This is a genomic window from Pedobacter suwonensis (genome assembly GCF_007833675.1).
Taxonomy (GTDB): domain Bacteria; phylum Bacteroidota; class Bacteroidia; order Sphingobacteriales; family Sphingobacteriaceae; genus Pedobacter; species Pedobacter suwonensis.
In genome coordinates, this window is record NZ_CP031708.1 from 91452 (window position 1) to 111062 (window position 19611).

The window sequence follows — 19611 nt, forward strand, 5'->3', positions numbered from 1 at the left end:
AAGATTCTAATTTAAAGAGGACTAATTGTCGGTACCGCTTTCCGGATGGCTGGCATGACGACTAAGCATCAGCTTCGGCTTCAAATTTTTCTCCAAAACGATCCGTGGCCACTACTTTTACCTTTTTAACCGATGGGCTAAAATGGGCTAAAAACAAATGGTCTGTAGACACTGGCTCAACAAATGGTCTGGGGTTTGGCAATTTATCACCCTGGTACAATTTTACCGATAAAGGATCGAATCCATCCTGAATGGCCAGAGCGCCCATCGCCTTTCCGTCTAAAAAGTATTCTACTTTCCATTCAGGATCATAATTCCAAACATTTGCGATTAGTCTTTTTTGATTGGTAAGCGTATCTACGTAGATACTCAACTGTTTTTTACGGTCTTCACCGGTTGACTTATAATACCATTTCAACGCCGTTCCATCTACCTCATAAACACCATAACCACGCGGTGTCCCGTCGCCACAAATGGGACCTGTCCACCAGCCACCACATACTGTACCATGGTTATGTTCATAAATGCCGTTTTTAATTACATTTTTATTAAAGTGTGTATGGCCTGACATGATATGCACATTTTTGAAATCTTTTAAAACAGCATAAAAATCATCGTTGTTTTTTACCGAGTTATGTACCGGAATATGTAGGCAAACAATAAGGAGAGCATCTTTCGGAACAAACTGTAAATCTTTAGCCAGCCATGCTAATTGGGTTGGGGTAATGTAACCATCATAAGTCCGCTCTACACCAAGGTAACGCACGTCATCTAAAATTACATAGTGGGCCTTTCCCCTATTAAAAGAGTAATAGGTTGGCCCGTAATGCGCCTGAAATGTACGGTCTGAAGTATCATCATCCCCCATGCGGTAATCCATATCATGGTTACCCAGGCATTGAAAAAACGGAATACCAATCTGCGCAATTGCCTCATCATACGCTGGAAAAAGCGCTAAGTTGTCCCATACCAGGTCACCTACACCAATGCCATGAACAGGTGTTTTTCCCATTCCTTTTACTACCTCACGCGTATCTGGCACCGAAGTTTCCATCATTTGTTGCACATCTTTTTTGGTTTTTACCTGTGGATCGGCCCAAATGATAAAATTGTGTTTGTTATCATTCTGTTTTAGTGGTTTGAGATCGAAGTTTAGTTTACCTGCCGTATCCGGCTTATAATAATGGCGGGCAATGCTGCTTTCGGTCTTAAATTCATAACCTGATGGTGTACTGATCCATACAAAACGGGCCAGTTCGTGAAGTTTTAGTTCGTAATTACCACTTTTGTCAGTTTGTACTACGCTATAGCCGTCAGAAATGACAACGCCGGCCACGGCTTTACCTTTACTGGTTACAGTACCGCTTACCAGGCCATCAACAGCGAATAACGATGAGGGAAAGGATTTTAAGCTAACAAATAAAGTGGAGGTTAATAAAGTTGATTTTTGTATAAATGATCTTCTGTTCATGTTGACGTAAAATTGGGATTACAAGCCACAAAGAAAACCCAGGGCTTTCTTTGTGGTTAGGATAGTTTATTTCAATCTGGTTGGCGGAATGGTGTCTGTGCGAATATATTCTCCGGTTACCGCATTTATAATTCTCACCAAAGATGTGCCTTCAATATCTTCGAGGGTTGATGAAGTATTAAGGTCAATATCCGATTGGCTTCTGGCTTTGACCCATTTACCCAATGATGGGTTGTAAATACCACCAAGTTTATTCCAGAAACCTTGATCGGCAGGGAGCTGATAATTGAAGCACAACGTATTTTCACCGCTTCTGTAATATGGTTGAGGGGCAAGTGTAATCGGATTGATCTTATCGTAAAAGTCGGTATTGGCAATTTTGTAGCCTGCCGAAGGCGCATTGTACAAACTGCCGCCACTACCTATAAAAATCACATCTATTGGTGCCGTATTCACGTTAACCGTTGTACCTTCAAAAATGGCAAAGCCTGAGGCATTTCCCGAGTTGGCAAATAACCCAGATGTATATAAACCAAAACCATCTCCATTACCTGCAGGTGCTTCAGCAGGAGTGGCTAAAGTATAATTTTTAGCCTTGATCCAATTGGCGGATGCAATTGATTTTGATTTTGATCCATTGATCATTTTAGAAGACCCGCCTACATAAAAGAATGTGCCTTTTGCTGCTTTACCAGAAGTTAAATCAAATTTATAGGTTCTCGCTACTAATCCTGTCGGGTTTTTCAATGCGTCAGCACCGGTTGCCCACCCTTTTATCGGGAACACGCCTGTTGGCGATGATGCACCTGCGTTGTTTGTTACTACTATGCAAAAAGGAGTCACCGAAAAATCAATATCCCTGGTGGCCATAAATTGCATGTATTCATAATTTCCATCACCGCCTTCAGCATCAGCCATATAACCTGTTATAATAGCCGAAGCAATATCTGGTGTAGAACTTAAAGCAACCGCATCTTTGATGGTACGCATTCTATGGTGCGGTTTTAACGTTCCGTTTGCGGTAACGGTGTTAAAAATGATTCCGTAATAATTTCCGTTGAAATTAAGTCCGCCCGTGTTGGCAAAAGTGGCCGTTGCCTCCGTGTGCAGGGTAAAATTATCAAAACCGTCGTTGATGGTTTTATCACCCGCATAAGTATCATTAGGGCCGGCGCCAGGCTCAAATCCAGCTTTTACAATCGCAACCAGGGTACTTTCGTAATCGTTAGGTTTGGCCAGGATAAAACTACTTCCTACCCGGTTGGGTGGAATCGGCACATTGGATGCGATTTTGGTAACCGCACTGGCCGGAACACCCGTCACCTGCAAAATCCCATCTACCCTTTTTAAAACTCCGCCTTCAATTCTTATCCCAACAGAGTCGCCCGGAACATATTTCGAGGCATCAGCACCGATGGCAACAGAGATACCTCTAATTAAGCCTAAACGTCGCCTGTCCTGTATAATAAGTAAGCCTTCAGGCAGGTTTTTACCCGAATGGTCTGATATCACTACGCCGGTTATGCTGCTCGATCCAAACATGTTCTCATTGGTAAGCGTAACATCTGATCCTTTATAAAGGTTCCTTAAATCATATAGTGGTACATAATCACCGATAACACCACCAGGATAATTTGATTTTTTACATCCAGACCATGTTAAGGCCAGTGACAGAAAAGTTAAGCTATAGAATATTATCTTTTTCATTTTAATCATTTTTAATTGTGTGTTAAGGTTTTTGCCACCATACGTTGGTATTGATTGCGTCAGGTCCCTGCTCTGCTACGGCCAGTTGGTAATTTGTTGGATTTGCAGACTGTACATACACCGGATAAGTCATCCGTGCCGGCATTACCCCGCCGTTTCTTAACCCCGGTCCCTTTGGCAGAACCGGATGACCGGTACGGCGGTATTCGAACCATTGCTGCATATCAACAAGAAATAGCGCGAAGTATTTCTGCAGGTGTAACTGCTCCATTTTACCTTCCGTAGATTGGGTATTGTCCCAATCGATATCCGCATCGGTAACATATTTGGTAAATGCTGCTGATGTAGTTGAAGTGGTAAATGCAGGTACCCAATAGTTAATGGCATTGGCAATGCCAGCATTATAATAATTGGCGGCTGACCCTTTGATCCAACCTTTTACTGCAGCTTCAGCCAGAATAAACTGAAGCTCCGCATAGTTCATCAAAATGCCTGTTTTAGGCGATTGCTGTAAAGATCTGGCACCATAAGTGCTGCTGCCAAGGGCCTGATCATATGAATAAAAATAAGCCTGTTTTACCACCCCGGCACCAACGGCATAACCGCTTGGCACACCTGAATATCCTTGTGGCCCCTGCGCAATTCCTAACCGGTTTGCTCCTCCATCACCATTTGGCGAATTGGCATCAATACGCGGATCAGCCCAGTCTCTTAAGTGCTCGATAAAAAAGCTTCCAATTGCCGGAGATCTGAAATCCTGTACCCTAACCCCATTTACATAAGGATTTACATAAGGATCTGTTCCGGTTAAACCAGTCCATGGTAAAGTTGCCGATTCGCTATTGTTTGCCATTACCGGATAATTACCAGGATTGGTATCTACAATTTCCTTGATCTTGGCAATTGCCTGTGCCGAAACTTCCGGTTTGCCCGATACCCTAAGCAATAATCTTAAATACAGTGAATTACAGAATTTCCGCCATTTGGCTATATTCCCTTTAAATACCGGATCGCTTGACGGGGTTATCGCAACGCCTGAACTTAACAAGGTATTGGCTTCCTCCAGTTTCTTAAACATATCCAGATAAATATCTTTCTGTTTATCAAACTTAGGCTCTAAAACGCCGCTGCTGCCCTCGTTGGATTGAAAATATGGGATATCGCCATAAGTGTCTGATAACATGGAGTAAACCCAGGATTGGCAAACCAACGAAATGCCCTGATATGATTTGTTTTCCATGCCGGGTTTACTTGCTAATTTGTAAATATCTTTAAAGTTGGTAAGCTGAACATACCAGGCATTCCATAAATAGTCAGAAAAGGTGCTTCTGTATTCGTACCTAAAAACGGTTCCGTCACCATCGCTGATGCTGACCGTTACCTGCATCAGTTCGTTATTAAAATTACGGTTACGAACCATTCCGTTGGTTAAAGTATTCACCAGTGCCGGAGCCAATAATTTATCCGGTGTGGTGGACAGGATATTGATCGGATCGGTGTTAACTTCCTGAAAGTTTTTATCGCATGATGAAAGTGTAGTAGCCGATACCATTAAACCTGCAATAATTTTATATAGATTCTTTTTCATGTTTTAAAAGATTATATGCCAATTGATAAATTGAAACCAAAAGTTCTGGTTGATGGGAACTGACCGATCTCAAAACCGGTAACGATATCAGAACCGCTAAGTGTTCCAAACTCCGGATCAAACATCGGCCATGGCGACCAGATGAAAAGATTACGGCCATAAACCCCAAAAGTTGCGGAGGAGAGACCAATCCTTTTGAGAAAACGTGGATTGAATCTGTAATTTAAAGAAGCTTCCCTAAATTTAATAAAATCGGTACTGAAAGTACTGCCCTCTGCGTTATCCGTACCGGCATGCGAGCGGTAATATTCATCAATATCATAAGCAACTGTTGTATTTGGCACATAAGAGCCATCTGCCAGCTGAACTACACCATTACCTATAATACCATTATATCTTCCCGGCAGTGTGCTGGTTAATTTACCCTGCTCAACCATTTTGTAGTTTAATAAAGAGTGTGCAACTGCACCTACCTGCGCATCGAACAGCACGTTTAAACTGATATTTCTATAAGCAAAAGTACTTCCGATACTGAATTTGTATTTAGGCATGGTATTGCCGAGGTAAACCACGTCATTGGTGATTTTGGCAAATCCTGTGGTAGCATCGTAAACTACATTACCCTGTGGGTCGCGCACATAGCCCCTGCCATATAAATCACCCATACTACCGCCCACCTTAGCCACAATCTGGCCACCTGCAACCGGACCGGTACGCAGGATAATCGAACTATCTGTTAAGGCTTTAATTACATTTCTGTTCGACGCAAAAGTGGCATTCATGGTCCATTTAAAACCGCTTTTAGTAACAACAGGTGTTCCATTTAAGGCTACTTCAACACCACTATTGTTTACCTGCCCTGCATTGATCAATGCCTGGTTATAGCCTGTTGAACGGTCAATAATTCTGGTTAGAATCTGGTTTTTGGTATTTCCGGCGTAAACAGCAACATCAAAACCTAACCTGCCCTTAAATAAACTTACTTCAGTGCCTACTTCATAGGTGGTAGTTTTAAGCGGTTTTAAGTTTTCGTTTGGTAAAATGGTTGGATTTACAAGTGAGCTATCAGGATAAGTGCCATTAGACGCCAGTGAATAGGTATAGGCTGTACGATAAGGCGTGGTGCCACCGCTACCAACCTGCGAAACTGATGCCCTTAACTTAGCAAAGCTAACTGCTTTAGGCAGTTTGAAGAATTCTGAAAGCACAAAACTCGTGCTGATTGCCGGATAGAAAAACCCAACATTATCTGTCCTGGTGGCTGTAGCCAATACACTGCTCCAGTCTTTACGTCCGGTAAGCTCCACATACCAGTAGTTTTTGTAGTTGGTAGATAAGACTCCATAAAAACTATTGATTCTATATCGGCTGGTATCTGGAATAGAAATTAAAGGATACAGATTGTTGGTTAATTCGTAAATATCCGGTACGATCAAACCATCGGCGCGTAAATCTGATTTGTTATATTTATTTCTTAACTCACTTCCACCAAAAGAAGCATTGATACTAAAGTTTTTATTGATTTTTTTATCGTACCTCAACAAGAAATCGATGTTGGTTTCCTGCGCATTGATGTGTTGTTGCCGGGTTGAACCTTTAGGTAAACGGCTACCGGCATCGTATGGACGATCCTGCGCGCGCCTTTCGTTTGAATAATCAATACTGGACCTTAATAATAGGCTCAGTTCCTTTGTAAACTGATAGCTCGCCTGAATATTCGCCGTGATGTTATTACGTCTTGTCCTATTGATAAACTCGTTAACAACTGCATAAGGGTTCTCAGGAAATGAACTGAACGGATATTTGATGACCTTATTTTCCTGTCCGTTTGCCCAATAGTTTTTGATCCAGTCCAAACTTGCATTCGGTTGCCAGAAAATAAACCAATACATTAACGATTGATTACCATAACCTGCACCAGGTAAGTTATCGCTAAAGCGGTTGCCATAATTTATTTTCGTGGCGATTTTTAATTTAGAGGTTACATCGGTATTGGTAGATAAGGTAAGCGTGGTACGCTCTATGCCAGTGTTGGGTACAATCCACGTATTGTTCTGGTTGGTAACCGAAAAACGGGCTGTGGTATTTTTATAGCGGCCATCTAAACTCAGGGAATTGGTTAAATTATCGCCGGTGGTGAAGAAATCCCTGATCTGGTTTTTATAAGGTACCCAGGGTGTTCTGGTTTTACCTGCAGTTTGTGTAACCGGATCGTACTGGAAAAACATCTGGCCATCAAAACGCGGTCCATAGGCAGAGCTGGTTCCGCTTGTACTTGCACCATCGGCACTTGCACCATAAGAATAATAGGCTGCACCATCTAATCCCTGGCCATATTCATATTGCATATCAGGCCAACGGTTTACCTGTTCAAAAGACCCGTTAGAAGTGAATCTGATGTTTACTTTCTTGTGTTTTGAACTTCCTGATTTGGTGGTGATAATAATGGCACCATTGGCGCCGCGCTGGCCGTATAAGGCGGCAGCTCCTGGTCCTTTCAATACCGTTACACTTTCAATATCTTCTGGGTTGATGTCGTTAATAGAGCTTCCGTAATCAGCCGGCATATTATCACTCCCGGTTCCATACACCCCATCAGAACTGTTGGCCGTACGTCTACCGCCGGAATTGTTGATTACTACTCCATCCAGCACAATCAAGGCTTCGTTATCACCTGTCAGGTTGTTTTCGCCCCTTAAAATGATTTTGTTTGAACCCGCCGGGCCGCTGTTGGATCTGATCAGGTTTAAACCGGCAACCTTGCCCGAAAGTGCATCTGTCCAGTTGGTAGAAACGGCTTCCGTTAACTGGTTGCTATCGATTTTTGTTACTGCATAGCCTAATGCTTTCTCCTGCCTTTTTATACCTAAAGCGGTAACTACCACCTCATTTAACGAATTGTCAGCTTGTACCAATTTAAAATTAACACGGGTAGTTGTGCCAACGTTAACCTTTACCTGCTGCTTTCTGGCAACTTCATAAGAAATAAATCTTGCTTCAACAGTATAAATGCCTTCGGCTACATTCAGGTTATATTCACCGTTGTTATTGGTTTGTCCAAGGATATTCAGTTCAACAATTTTAATGGTAGCAGCAGGAATAGGTTCGTTGTTTTCATCAACAACCTTACCGCTAACTTTACCGGTGTTGGTGTTTTTTGCCGTAATAATGATATTCCCTGTAGAACTGGCTTTATAGGTAAAGGGCATTCCTTTTAGCAGCAGATCAAGTATTTCAAAAAGCGATCTTGTCCCTCTGGACACATAAATCTTTTTCTGATCGTTGAGCTGGTTATTGTTATATGCAATATGATTGCCGCTCAGCTTTTCTAAATTCTCGAAAGCTTTTTTTAAGGTAATGCCGTCCGCTTCGAATAAAAATTTCTTGTCGCTTTGTGCATAGGTATTTAGAGAGAAAGAGAGCAGATTTAACATGATTATGGCCATTATTACCATAATTCTTGTGGGATACTGATGGAAAATTTTAATCCATCGGGTATTAATTTTCATATCTTTACTAAGTTTTACTTTGTCAAATGAGTATACAGTTTTCAGGGCTTGAAATGTGTCCAGCATTTCGAGCCAATTTTCGGTTTAGTAATTTTATATCATATCTATCTTTATAGTTTGCCGTTAATAAATGATTAGTTTATTTTCATAGATGGTATATTTTGAGTCGGAAAGCTTAGCAATTACATCCATAATCTGCTTAACTGAACATTTATCAAATTTTGCAGTAAGTTTTACGCCTTTTAAAGCCTCCTTTTTAATTTCGATATCAAGATCATACTCGCGGGCGATCACCTCTGCTATTTCGATCAGGGGTTTATCGTGAAAAAAGATTTTGTATTCCCTCCAGCTGTCATAATCAACCGCATTTACCTGATGTTTATTAGCCTGTCCGTTACTGCTGTTGATGCTGAGTTGTTGATTTGGTAAAAGGAACTGTACTGGGGCGGCTTTACGTTTATCCTTAAATACAACTCCCACTTTACCCGTTTGTACGGTGATGGCGATATTTCCTGAGGACGGATAGGCATTGATATTAAATGAGGTGCCCAGCACAGTGGTGCTTACTTTTCCTGTATGTACAATAAAAGGCTGCTTGCTGCGGTGCTGTACATCAAAAAAAGCTTCACCCGATAGGTAAACAATACGTTTACCGGTATTAAAATTTAAAGCATACCGGATTTTACTATCCCCGTTTAAATAGATGTTGGAACCGTCGGGTAAAGTCACCAGTCTTTTCTGTCCACGTGGATTGTAAATTTCATGGTAAGCAATGGTTGCGGTTTTTTTTGGGTGAGAACGGGTAAGATAAAGTATTGGCAATACCGTAATCACCAGAATTGCAGCAGCTATTTTAAGATAACGGTGGTATTTAATTTTCTTGATTAGCGGTGGTTGTTCAGTATTACGTTCAATATGTTGTTGTATGGCCAACCAGCTTTTTTGCTGGTTAACAGGTTTGTTAAGCGAATGATCTGCCGCTTCAAAAGCTTTTAGGGTTTCCCTGAAAATCTGCTGGTTTTCCTGGCTACTTTCTACCCAGGTCAATAAATCAGTTAAATCTTCTGTGCCGATGGTTTTCTTGCTGTAATCTTCTATTAATCTGTAGTAACGTTCGTCCATTTAGTGATGCGGTTCTGAATGTAAGACAGATTAATGCCTGCCGATACGTAGCGAAAAAGATCAAGTTATTGTTAACAAATCGTTAAGTATAAAGGGTTGCATATCGACCCAAATCAGTTCATGAGTTGAAGGCGTATTTCATCAGGTAATATGAATGTTTTCGGTTTGGAAATGAAAGGTCAGCAATTCATAGCCCCTGTCGACCTACAATTAATGGGCACCTACATGGGTGAAATAAACCCGGTTGTCGGGAGGAGAGCTTCCGATTCCTAGTTGGGACTTGTACAAAATAGCGTGGCTGAAGACCCCTATGGAAAACTGAACCGGCCTTTCCAAAAACTAATGCAAATAATATTTGGATGAATGATCTTTTTAGGACGATTGCGTTCAATCCTATGCTTCTCCAGAAATAAAGAAATAGAATTAAATAGCCGATCGGTCCGCAGTAAGCAATCTGAAGTTTTTCACTGCCTGGTATAGTAAGGTCTCTACCGTTCTGGTCGTTATTCCGAGTAAATCGGCGATTATGCTTTTTTCCATCATATCTATGCGGCTCATTAAAAGCACCTCCCGTTGTCGGTCGGGCAACAGTTTAATCAAATCCATAATCTCGGAGTAAGATTCCCTGCTGGTAAGCTGCTCATGCGGGTTTAGATAAGTATCTGGATAATCAAGGGTCTCTTCACGGTCGTTAATACTTAATATATGGAATTTTATACGTTGAACTTCATTAAAGGCTAAGTTTTTTGCAGCAGTAAAAAGGTATTTTTTGATGGATCTGATCTGCAAATCGTGTTTTTTGTCCCAGAGTTTCATAAAAAGATCCGCAATAAGCTCTTCGGCCCTATTGTAGTCTTTAATATAGATGGAGGTAAATTTGCATAAAGCAGGATAATACCTGTTAAAAAGCGCTTCAAATGCCAGGCTATCTCTATTGATCATCAGAGACATTAAATCTTCATCACTTTTGCTTAAATATACATCCTTCATCTTGCGAGCAAAAGTAGCCCGCTAACGTTACGGTAATATTAAGCAAACTTTTACTTTAGGTTACCTATGTATTAATTGTGTTGGATTGGTAGTTGAAAAAGTGTTTCTTATACAGTCTGTTCAAAGAAAAATGACGCTCCAGAATGATCAATCCTACAACAGGGAATATCAGGAGTTCGATAATGTTAAAAATGTAGAAGAGATAACCAATTACCAGTATTAACCTGAAGCATTCCAGATAATAAATCCATTTGCGCTGTTCCAGTAATGCCCCTAAATTAATCAGCGTAAGCAGAATAAATGTAGATATGGCTACTTTGTTTACCGAAGTTAACGAGTTGTAAAACATGGTAGTGCCTGTAAGCATGGCAACAATGCCAATCAACTGTATATTTAAATAGGTTTTAAACCTGGGTTTGCCCTGATGGTATTTTTTTTGCTGAGCGTAACGTTCCTCCAAAACAGGCCTGATAGTTTGATCCATTAATGCCGGACTGCCAAAAATAGCATTCCACTTGGCTTTAAACCCGTTTGCACGCTTGTAGGCCTCTCCTATTTCCAGGTAATAATGAAAATGCTGCCAAAGGAAACTATAACTTTTGATAGGATGGGTTAAGCCATATTTTGGGGCCTCTTCTTCTTTTTGGAAAGTACCAAAAAGTTTATCCCAAAAAACAAACACATCACCATAATTTTTATCCAGGTATTTCTCATCGGACGCATGATGAACGCCATGTAAAGAAGGCGTAATCAATATATTTTCCAGCCAGCCTAATTTACCCACTAATTGTGTGTGTGTGAAAAATGAGTAGGCCCCGTGAGCTAAAAGTATGGTAATGATCATATTCGGGTGAAAACCCAATAAGGGTAATATACACCAGAATACATTACGGAAAATGGCCTGGATGGTGGTAATCCTCGCGGCTGCCGACAAATTAAATTCTTCGCTCTGGTGATGTACAATATGTGCAGCCCATAAGAAATTAATTTCATGCCCCAACCTATGGTACCAATACCAGACAAAATCGGTTGAGAGCAGCAGCAATATCCATACATACCAGTGAGTAGAAATCTCCAAAATCGCATAGTTGGTATACACCCAGTTATAGACCTGGTAAAAACTGGCCGCAATAAACAAATTCAATAACCTTTCGGCAATGCCAACACTAAAATTTGCCACCGTACTCTCATATTTGAAGATTTTAGCTTTCTTTTGGTATTTGGCAATCTTAAATTCAATAAATACAAAAATAAAAAAAGCTGGAATAGCAAAGGCAAGGTAATTTACCGTCATAGAGTTTATATCTTTTTATGTTAACGGAACAAACATAAATATATTCTATAAAATATATAGACTTTATAGTTTATTTTACTGTGTAAATCAATCTTCATTTAATGTTTGCCATTTTAATTTATTTGTAGAACTTCGGAATTATAAATAAAGCGGTATGGCTACAGAGAAAAAAATTGAAAACAACAATATATTATCGATAGATATTGGTGGTACGAGTATCAAAACCGTTCTTTTGGATGAAAGCGGCAATATGCTTAATGAATATGTAAAAAGTAAAACACCGCCCGAAGCTACACCAAAGGATATCGTGAACGGAATTGTGGATCTTGTTAAGCCTTTTCCGCAAACTTATAACCGCATTTCCATTGGTTTTCCGGGCTATGTTAAAAATGGTATCGTTAAAACTGCACCGAACCTGGCCAAAAATAAATGGGAAGATGTAGATCTTGCACAGCGTGTTGCTGATGTACTGGGGCATCCCGTGCGCCTGGTAAACGATGCCGATCAGCAAGGCTTAGGTGTAGTGGATGGAAAAGGTTTTGAAATTGTTTTTACTGTAGGAACAGGTTTTGGAACAGCACTATTATTTGATGGTGAACTACTGCCGCATTTGGAACTGGCGCATTTCCCGATTAACAAAGAAGAAGATTACGATGATTATATCGGGAATAAAGCTTTTGAAAAAATTGGCGCTGAGCGCTGGAATAAGCGGTTGAAAAAGATCATCGAAATTTATAAAACAGTTTTTAATTACGATACGCTCTATATTGGCGGCGGCAATTCTAAACACATCGATTTTAAATTAGAAAACAACATCAAACTCGTAACCAACAGAGACGGGATTAAAGGAGGTGCTAAACTTTGGAAACTGGCCGATAAGTACAATATTTTCACCGTCGAACCTAAAAAATAATAACCTTTTATTACAATCTTTTAACAACAATAAGTCCGATATTAATTTGTAAACCCTAATTTTGGGTATATTCTAAAACACAAAAAATGGCAAATAACGATTCTGAAAAATATAAGTTGGGAATGATCGGTTTAGGCACAATGGGCCGAAACCTATTGTTGAACATGGCTGATAAAGGCTTTTCCGTAACGGGGTATGATAAAGATAGCAAAATGATTGCTAAACTTGAAGAAGAAGGTAAAGCACATCAGCTGGAAGGCTTTAATGATATTGAAAGTTTTATCTTTAGTTTACAAACCCCACGTACCCTGATTTTATTGGTACCCGCAGGCCCGATTGTAGATAGCGTTATTGCCGAATTAAAACCGCTTTTAAGCAAGGGAGACATCATCATTGATAGCGGAAATTCACATTTTACCGATACCAACCGCCGTGTTGATGAGTTAGAGAAAGATGGCTTACATTTCTTCGGAATGGGTATTTCTGGTGGTGAAGAAGGTGCACGCTTCGGTCCAAGTATGATGCCGGGTGGCGATAAACAAGCATACAATGTGGTTAAGGATGTTTTTGAAGCTGTAGCTGCTAAAGTAGGTACCGATCCCTGCGTTACCTACATTGGCCCTGGTGCTTCCGGCCACTTTGTTAAAATGGTACACAATGGTATCGAATATGCTATTATGGAACTTATTGCAGAAGTTTATGGCATCCTTAAAAATGGCTTAGGTTATTCAAATGAAGAAATTTATAAGGTATTCAAAAAATGGAACGAAGGTAGGTTGCAATCATTCTTATTGGAAATTACTGCTGAGATCTTCTTGTTTAAAGATACAGAGACAAAAAATGACCTGCTAGACCAGATTAAAGATGAAGCGCGTTCAAAAGGCACCGGAAAGTGGACTTCGGAAGTTTCAATGGAACTTCAGTTACCTATACCAACCATTAACGAAGCTGTTTCTAACCGCGATTTATCTAAATTTAAAGCCTTAAGGGTTTCTTTAGAAGAAGCATTTGGTAAAAATGATACCAAAATTGCGGTTACCGTTGAGGAGCTTGAAGATGCATTTTACTTTTCAATGATCAGTGCTTATGCACAAGGGATGCATTTGTTGGTGCAGGCATCAAAAGAATATGAATACGATTTACAATTGCAGGAAATTGCCAAAATCTGGCGTGGTGGCTGTATCATCCGGGCTAAATTCTTGGAAGATATTTATCAGGCTTATGATAAAAACAATGCTCTGGAACATTTATTCGGTGATGCAGGTATTCAAAATATCATTAAAGATACTTTAGAGGGTACCCGTAATACAATTTGTGCCAGCATAAATGCTGGTTTAGGCATCCCTGCTTTTGCATCTACCCTAACCTACTTTGATACTATTACTACCGGCAGAATGCCTTCAAATTTAATCCAGGCACAACGAGATTTCTTTGGTGCGCATACTTTTGAGCGTATTGATAAAGATGGCGTTTTCCATGCCGATTGGAATAAATTATCTTAACCTAATAGACACACGAACAAAATATAAGATGAAAGCCAAAACCGCATTAAACCCCACCATTTTTGTAATATTTGGTGGAACAGGCGATTTAAATAAAAGAAAATTAGCACCAGCGCTATATAACCTGTTTATGGAGGGCTATATGCCTGAAAAATTTGCCGTTATAGGTACCGGAAGAACAGAATTTACCGATGACAGTTATAAAACTGCACTGGAAGAAGCGGTAAATGAGTTTTCTCGTAGCGGGAAAGTTAAAAAAGACAAATGGGAAGATTTCGGAAATACGATCCATTATTGCCCTACCGATTTTGCTGAACCGAAAACTTTCGAAAATCTAAAAGCTGCCGTAGAAAAATATCAAAAAGAGTTTGGTGCTGGTACACAGGTCATTTACTATCTGGCAGTGGCGCCAAATTTCTTCCCTATTATCGCGGAGTGTTTGCAGAAATATAAATTAACGCAAGATGAAGATAATAGCCGCATCGTTATCGAAAAACCTTTTGGCCATGATTTAGAATCAGCAAAAGAGTTAAACGCATTGTTAAGCACCATTTTTACCGAAAAACAGATTTATCGTATCGATCATTATCTCGGCAAAGAAACCGTGCAAAACATGATGGCTTTCCGTTTTGCCAATGCTTTGTTCGAACCATTATGGAACAGATCTTATATCGATCATGTCCAGATTTCAGTAACCGAACAGTTAGGTGTGGGCGATCGTGGAGGTTATTACGAAGGTTCGGGTGCTTTAAGGGACATGATCCAAAACCACTTGTTACAATTGCTCTGTTTGGTTGGAATGGAAGCGCCAATTAATTTTGATGCCGATGAAATCAGAAACCGCAAGGTAGAGGTATTAAAAGCAATGCGTCCTTTTTCTGCTGAAGATATACGTTTTCATACGGTTCGCGGCCAGTATAGCAAAGGTTGGGTTGAAGGCAAGGAAGTTCCCGGCTACCGTCAGGAAAAAGGTGTTGATTCGCACTCTAATACCGAAACTTTTGCGGCAGTTAAATTCCATATCGATAACTGGAGATGGCAGGGTATTCCTTTCTATTTAAGAACAGGAAAACGCTTAAACCAAACCTCATCATTAATAACGATCCAGTTTAGAGATGTGCCACATCAGATTTTCTCTTCAGATGTAACTGAAAATTGGCAGCAGAACAGGTTGGTGATCAGCATCCAGCCGGAAATGAGTATCCGCATGCAGGTGCAGGCCAAAAGACCTGGATTAGACATGGTATTGAACCCTGTTGATATGGTATTTGATTATAAAGGCACTTACGAGGGTGATACACCGGAAGCTTATGAAACCTTGTTGTTGGATGCCATGATGGGCGATCAAACCCTGTTTATGCGAGGCGATCAGGTAGAAGCAGCCTGGGAACTGGTGATGCCGATTTTAAACACATGGGAAAGCAAAAAATCGATCAACTTCCCTAACTATCCGGCTGATAGCTGGGGACCTGAAGAAGCAGAAGCACTTATTGCAAGAGACGGTTTCCATTGGTTTAACCTGCCATTAAAGAACAAGGAATAATAAGTTAATGGCTTAAACAACTGTTGAATAGCCATAAACAAATTGTCATTCTGAGTCTGTCGAAAATTTATGATAAGGTGTTTCGACAAGCTCAACATGACATTATTTAATATATAAAAATGAATCTACTTATATACAAAACATTAGAAGAACTAAACCAGGATCTGGCAGATTATGTAATCAAAATTGCGGAAATGTCTATCGAAGAAAACGATCGTTTTAATTTCGTACTTACTGGTGGTAGTTCTCCTAAAGCACTTTACCATTTTTTAGCTTCCGAAGGGCAGCACAGGATCGATTGGGAAAAAGTATATTTTTTCTTTGGCGATGAGCGCAACGTTCCGGCCAGTGATGATAACTACAATGGATTAATGGCCAAGAAAACTATTTTAGATCCGTTGGGTATTAAAGAGGATCATATTTTTTATGTAGATACTACTTTGGCACCGGAAAAAGCGGCTATTGAATATAAAAAAGCAATTGATCAGCATTTTAATGGCGAAGACACTGTTTTCGATTTAATCCTGCTAGGCATGGGCGATGACGCACATACCGCTTCGATTTTTCCGCACACTACATTGGTGAAGGATGAAGAAGTGAATGTAGCGGCTGTGTATGTGGAAAAACTAGATACTTATCGCATTAGTTTTACTGCACCATTAATTAATAAAGCAGATAATGTTGCTTTTCTGGTTTTTGGAGAGAATAAAGCCGAAGCACTTAAACATGTAATTGGTGATACAGAAAAAAATCCTGATCTGTATCCTTCTCAGCTAATCGATCCGATTGACGGTAAATTAACCTGGTTTGTAGATGTAGCTGCGACTAAATTGCTGGAAGATTAATGAAATGTGCATTCGGATGTTACCATCTGAATGTATAGCCAGGATTTTATGAGTGTCAGATGGTAACATCTGACACCATAGATAATGTGCTGTCGGATGTTACCATCCGACAGTTCTTAAAACCAGACTGGTAAGGGTATCAGACGGAAACATCTGACACTTTGGTTACCTAATCCAACTTATCTTCAATCAGCAATTTAATAATCCCATCAGCCATACCCACCTTAGGTACATAGATCTGTTTTATACCTGTCCACTTCATTAAGGTTAAATAAATCTCGCAGGCCGGGATAATCACATCTGCACGATCGGGATTTAAACCCAATACATGAATCCTTTCTTTCAGTGAATAACTGGTTAATTTATTATACATCGAATTTAGTTTCTGCAACGATAAAGGTGCATTTTCCTTTTCATCAGACATGCGGAACAATTTATTGATATTGCCACCTGTACCTATGCCTGCTAAATGTTTATAGGCTTTGGTATGCTCCTTAACCCAATCTTTCATCTCTTCCCAGGTTTCTTCCTTATCCTGGTTATCAAGCATTCTGATCGTACCAATATTAAATGATCTCGATGCCTCCGGCACACCTTTTACAAAAACAGATAACTCGGTACTACCGCCGCCCACATCAATATACAGGTAATTTTTATTTTCATCTAATGCTTCTTCAATGTGGTTGGCGTATATGATATTGGCTTCGCGTTGTCCCTCAATAATTTCTAAAGTAATGTCTGCTTCTTTTTTAATCAGTTTAACAATATCTTCACCATTTTGGGCCTCGCGCATGGCAGAGGTTGCACAGGCCAGGTATTCAGAAACATGGTAAACATCCATCAGGTTTTTAAAAGCAATCATCGTTTTTACCAGATCGGCTGATTTTTTCTCCGAAATATGTTGATCCAGAAATGCATCATCGCCTAATCGTAGGGGCACACGTATAAGGGTATTCTTTTTATATTTATATTTCCCGTCTTGTTTGTTAATATCGGCAATGAGTAACCTCACCGCGTTAGAGCCGATATCGATAGCTGCGTATCTTAACATTATGATTGATGCTTGGTTTTTAAATAGTTATAAATATCCACCTGCGCCCTTATTTTTTTACTTAATCTGTTTTTATGATATTTATTGCTGTTAGTGGCGTTTATTTGTCTTGATTTGGTATTATCTTGCAGCTGCAGATCAATGATATCTTGTATTTCCTGTTTAATATCATGATCTAGCACCGGAAAGCCAACCTCAACACGATGTTCAAAGTTTCTGCTCATTAAATCTGCAGATGATAAATACATGTCGTTTTTGCCGTTATTTCCAAAAATATATACCCTTGCATGCTCCAAAAACTTATCGATAATACTAACCGCAGTAATATTTTCACTAAACCCCTTTACTCCCGGCACCAGGCAACAAATGCCGCGGATAATAAGCTGGATTTTAACCCCGGCATTGCTCGCATCATAAAGTTTTGATATAATGCCTTCATCGGCCAAACTGTTTACTTTTAACATAATATAAGCAAGTTTACCTTGTTTGGCATTTCTGATTTCGCGGTTGATAAAATTAACCAGTTTAGAACGGCTCTCCAATGGAGAAACAATCAAATGCTTGAAACCTTTGGTTACGGTACGCTTATTTAGTGCATCAAAAAGTTTAACCAGGTCGTTGGTGATCTCTTTCCTGGCCGTGAAAATGCTATGATCGCAGTATAACCCTGCGGTTTTTTCATTGAAATTCCCTGTTGCCAGGTTTGCATAGTATACCGCTTTATCTTTTTCTATCCGTTTAACCAAGCAGATTTTAGAATGTACCTTATAATCTGTTAAACCATAATTTACTTTAACACCTTCTTCCATTAACCGGCTTGTCCAGTAGATATTGGCCTGTTCATCAAAACGAGCTTTAAGTTCTAACAGAACAGAAACGTTTTTGCCATTTTTAGCGGCATTGATTAAGGCGTTGATTACTTTTGAGTTTTCGGCTAAACGATATAGGGTGATCTGTATCTCCGTTACTTTCGGATCAATGGCAGCTTCACGTAAGAACAAAATAATATAATCGTACGATTGATAAGGTAAATTGACCAAATAATCGCGCTGTGCAACTTTATTGAACATACTTTGCGTTCTATGCAGATCGTGAACCTTTAACGGTACATTTGGTGCATACTCCAATTCCTTTTTGCCCACATTCGGGAAAGCAATAAAGTCGCCGAATTTATGGTAGCGGTTACCCGGAATCAAACTTTCGGCTTCCAGTTTAAGCTTGTTTACCAACACGGTAAGCATATTCAGTGGCATGGCCGAATCGTAAAGCAAGCGCATAGGCTTTCCTTTTTTTCGTTTCTCTAAGCTGTTTTTTAAATCATCAATAAACTTGTCACTAATGTTTTTATCAATATCCAATTCAGCATCGCGCGTCAACTGAATGGAGTATGCTTCCAGATTATCGTAAGTGAAAACATAAAAAATATCGTCTAAACAATATCTGATGATATCTTCGGCAAGAATAATAAACTTTAAATCGTTTGTTTCGGGTAGTACCAAAAAACGGGGTAAATTGGGCGGAATTTCAATAAGTGCATATTTCTCTTTAACTTTTGTATCCTTTTTAGAAAGTTTAACAAAAAAGTAAAGGTACCGGTCTTTCAATTCCGGAAAAGGTTTATCCATATCCAGCATGATCGGAACCAGGTTGGATAAAATCTTATCTCTGAAATGATTTTTAACAAATTCTCCCCTGCTTACATTTAGCTGTGTGTCGTTTAAAATAAAAATCCTGTTTTGAGCAAGTTCGTTAATTAAAGTAGCCTGGAACAGCTGGTCGAATTTTCTTTCCTGTTTAACAACAATATTTTTAATTTCATTCAGAATTTTTTTCGGGTTAAATCCTAAAAGTGCTTTGGCTTTATCGTTCAGATTGGTGAGCCGGCTTATAGTGGCTACCCTAACCCGATAAAACTCTTCTAAATTGGAAGAATATATAGATAAAAATTTAATCCGTTCAATCAGCGGAACTGTTTCATCGGCTGCTTCCTGAAGTACGCGTTCATTAAAGTAAAGCCAACTGATTTCGCGGTTAAAAAATGGAATCTTCTTATTGCTCATCTAAAAAAATAAAAAA

General features: G+C 39.7%; 13 protein-coding genes. 4 read left to right on the plus strand and 9 right to left on the minus strand.

From position 1 onward, the window contains the following. Positions 1 to 61 precede the first annotated feature (61 nt). The 7 genes from DV942_RS00430 to DV942_RS00460 all read right to left on the minus strand — a co-directional run bounded on the left by DV942_RS00430 (position 62) and on the right by DV942_RS00460 (position 11681). A complete protein-coding gene (locus DV942_RS00430) occupies positions 62 to 1471 on the minus strand; it encodes a calcineurin-like phosphoesterase C-terminal domain-containing protein (protein ID WP_145854335.1) in 1410 nt (469 codons plus the stop codon). A gap of 66 nt (positions 1472 to 1537) precedes the next feature. Then, positions 1538 to 3178 (minus strand): DUF5689 domain-containing protein, encoded by a 1641-nt coding sequence (locus DV942_RS00435; protein ID WP_145854337.1) that lies wholly within the window; start codon positions 3176 to 3178, stop codon positions 1538 to 1540. Positions 3179 to 3200: 22 nt separating this feature from the next. Further along, the gene (locus DV942_RS00440) at positions 3201 to 4766 is read right to left on the minus strand and encodes a SusD/RagB family nutrient-binding outer membrane lipoprotein (protein WP_145854339.1); all 1566 of its coding nucleotides are present in this window, start codon (positions 4764 to 4766) and stop codon (positions 3201 to 3203) included. An 11-nt stretch (positions 4767 to 4777) separates the two neighbouring features. Next, entirely contained in the window at positions 4778 to 8275 is a 3498-nt protein-coding gene (locus DV942_RS00445; RefSeq protein ID WP_244950786.1) for a SusC/RagA family TonB-linked outer membrane protein, read from the minus strand. A 123-nt stretch (positions 8276 to 8398) separates the two neighbouring features. Continuing rightward, entirely contained in the window at positions 8399 to 9397 is a 999-nt protein-coding gene (locus DV942_RS00450; protein WP_145854341.1) for a FecR family protein, read from the minus strand. 423 nt (positions 9398 to 9820) lie between these two features. Next, positions 9821 to 10387 (minus strand): RNA polymerase sigma factor, encoded by a 567-nt coding sequence (locus DV942_RS00455; protein ID WP_134203530.1) that lies wholly within the window; start codon positions 10385 to 10387, stop codon positions 9821 to 9823. 64 nt (positions 10388 to 10451) lie between these two features. Further along, the gene (locus DV942_RS00460; protein WP_145854343.1) at positions 10452 to 11681 is read right to left on the minus strand and encodes a sterol desaturase family protein; all 1230 of its coding nucleotides are present in this window, start codon (positions 11679 to 11681) and stop codon (positions 10452 to 10454) included. Positions 11682 to 11835: 154 nt separating this feature from the next. Here DV942_RS00460 and DV942_RS00465 point away from each other — a divergent pair, with 154 nt between their 5' ends. The 4 genes from DV942_RS00465 to pgl all read left to right on the plus strand — a co-directional run bounded on the left by DV942_RS00465 (position 11836) and on the right by pgl (position 16484). Next, the gene (locus DV942_RS00465) at positions 11836 to 12594 is read left to right on the plus strand and encodes an ROK family protein (protein ID WP_134203531.1); all 759 of its coding nucleotides are present in this window, start codon (positions 11836 to 11838) and stop codon (positions 12592 to 12594) included. An 86-nt stretch (positions 12595 to 12680) separates the two neighbouring features. Continuing rightward, positions 12681 to 14096, plus strand: coding sequence for an NADP-dependent phosphogluconate dehydrogenase (gndA, locus tag DV942_RS00470; RefSeq protein ID WP_145854345.1), 1416 nt, complete (start codon positions 12681 to 12683; stop codon positions 14094 to 14096). Positions 14097 to 14124: 28 nt separating this feature from the next. Beyond that, on the plus strand, positions 14125 to 15639 hold the full coding sequence (zwf, locus tag DV942_RS00475) for a glucose-6-phosphate dehydrogenase (protein ID WP_145854346.1): 1515 nt from the start codon (positions 14125 to 14127) through the stop codon (positions 15637 to 15639). A gap of 119 nt (positions 15640 to 15758) precedes the next feature. Then, positions 15759 to 16484, plus strand: a complete 726-nt coding sequence (pgl, locus tag DV942_RS00480) for a 6-phosphogluconolactonase (RefSeq protein WP_145854348.1) — start codon at positions 15759 to 15761, stop codon at positions 16482 to 16484. Between the two features lie 169 nt (positions 16485 to 16653). On the opposite strand, the gene DV942_RS00485 is transcribed toward pgl, so the two are convergent. Next, on the minus strand, positions 16654 to 17535 hold the full coding sequence (locus tag DV942_RS00485) for a Ppx/GppA phosphatase family protein (RefSeq protein WP_145854350.1): 882 nt from the start codon (positions 17533 to 17535) through the stop codon (positions 16654 to 16656). Further along, the gene (gene ppk1, locus DV942_RS00490) at positions 17535 to 19595 is read right to left on the minus strand and encodes a polyphosphate kinase 1 (protein ID WP_090979036.1); all 2061 of its coding nucleotides are present in this window, start codon (positions 19593 to 19595) and stop codon (positions 17535 to 17537) included. Before ppk1 ends, DV942_RS00485 begins: the two co-directional genes overlap by 1 nt. Positions 19596 to 19611 lie beyond the last annotated feature (16 nt).

What these genes read in the sequence shown, in the direction of transcription:
- DV942_RS00430 (WP_145854335.1), bottom strand. Translation starts at nt 1,471, where the DNA reads ATGAACAGAAGATCATTTATACAAAAATCAACTTTATTAACCTCCACT.
- DV942_RS00435 (WP_145854337.1), bottom strand. Translation starts at nt 3,178, where the DNA reads ATGAAAAAGATAATATTCTATAGCTTAACTTTTCTGTCACTGGCCTTA.
- DV942_RS00440 (WP_145854339.1), bottom strand. Translation starts at nt 4,766, where the DNA reads ATGAAAAAGAATCTATATAAAATTATTGCAGGTTTAATGGTATCGGCT.
- DV942_RS00445 (WP_244950786.1), bottom strand. Translation starts at nt 8,275, where the DNA reads ATGAAAATTAATACCCGATGGATTAAAATTTTCCATCAGTATCCCACA.
- DV942_RS00450 (WP_145854341.1), bottom strand. Translation starts at nt 9,397, where the DNA reads ATGGACGAACGTTACTACAGATTAATAGAAGATTACAGCAAGAAAACC.
- DV942_RS00455 (WP_134203530.1), bottom strand. Translation starts at nt 10,387, where the DNA reads ATGAAGGATGTATATTTAAGCAAAAGTGATGAAGATTTAATGTCTCTG.
- DV942_RS00460 (WP_145854343.1), bottom strand. Translation starts at nt 11,681, where the DNA reads ATGACGGTAAATTACCTTGCCTTTGCTATTCCAGCTTTTTTTATTTTT.
- DV942_RS00465 (WP_134203531.1), top strand. Translation starts at nt 11,836, where the DNA reads ATGGCTACAGAGAAAAAAATTGAAAACAACAATATATTATCGATAGAT.
- gndA (WP_145854345.1), top strand. Translation starts at nt 12,681, where the DNA reads ATGGCAAATAACGATTCTGAAAAATATAAGTTGGGAATGATCGGTTTA.
- zwf (WP_145854346.1), top strand. Translation starts at nt 14,125, where the DNA reads ATGAAAGCCAAAACCGCATTAAACCCCACCATTTTTGTAATATTTGGT.
- pgl (WP_145854348.1), top strand. Translation starts at nt 15,759, where the DNA reads ATGAATCTACTTATATACAAAACATTAGAAGAACTAAACCAGGATCTG.
- DV942_RS00485 (WP_145854350.1), bottom strand. Translation starts at nt 17,535, where the DNA reads ATGTTAAGATACGCAGCTATCGATATCGGCTCTAACGCGGTGAGGTTA.
- ppk1 (WP_090979036.1), bottom strand. Translation starts at nt 19,595, where the DNA reads ATGAGCAATAAGAAGATTCCATTTTTTAACCGCGAAATCAGTTGGCTT.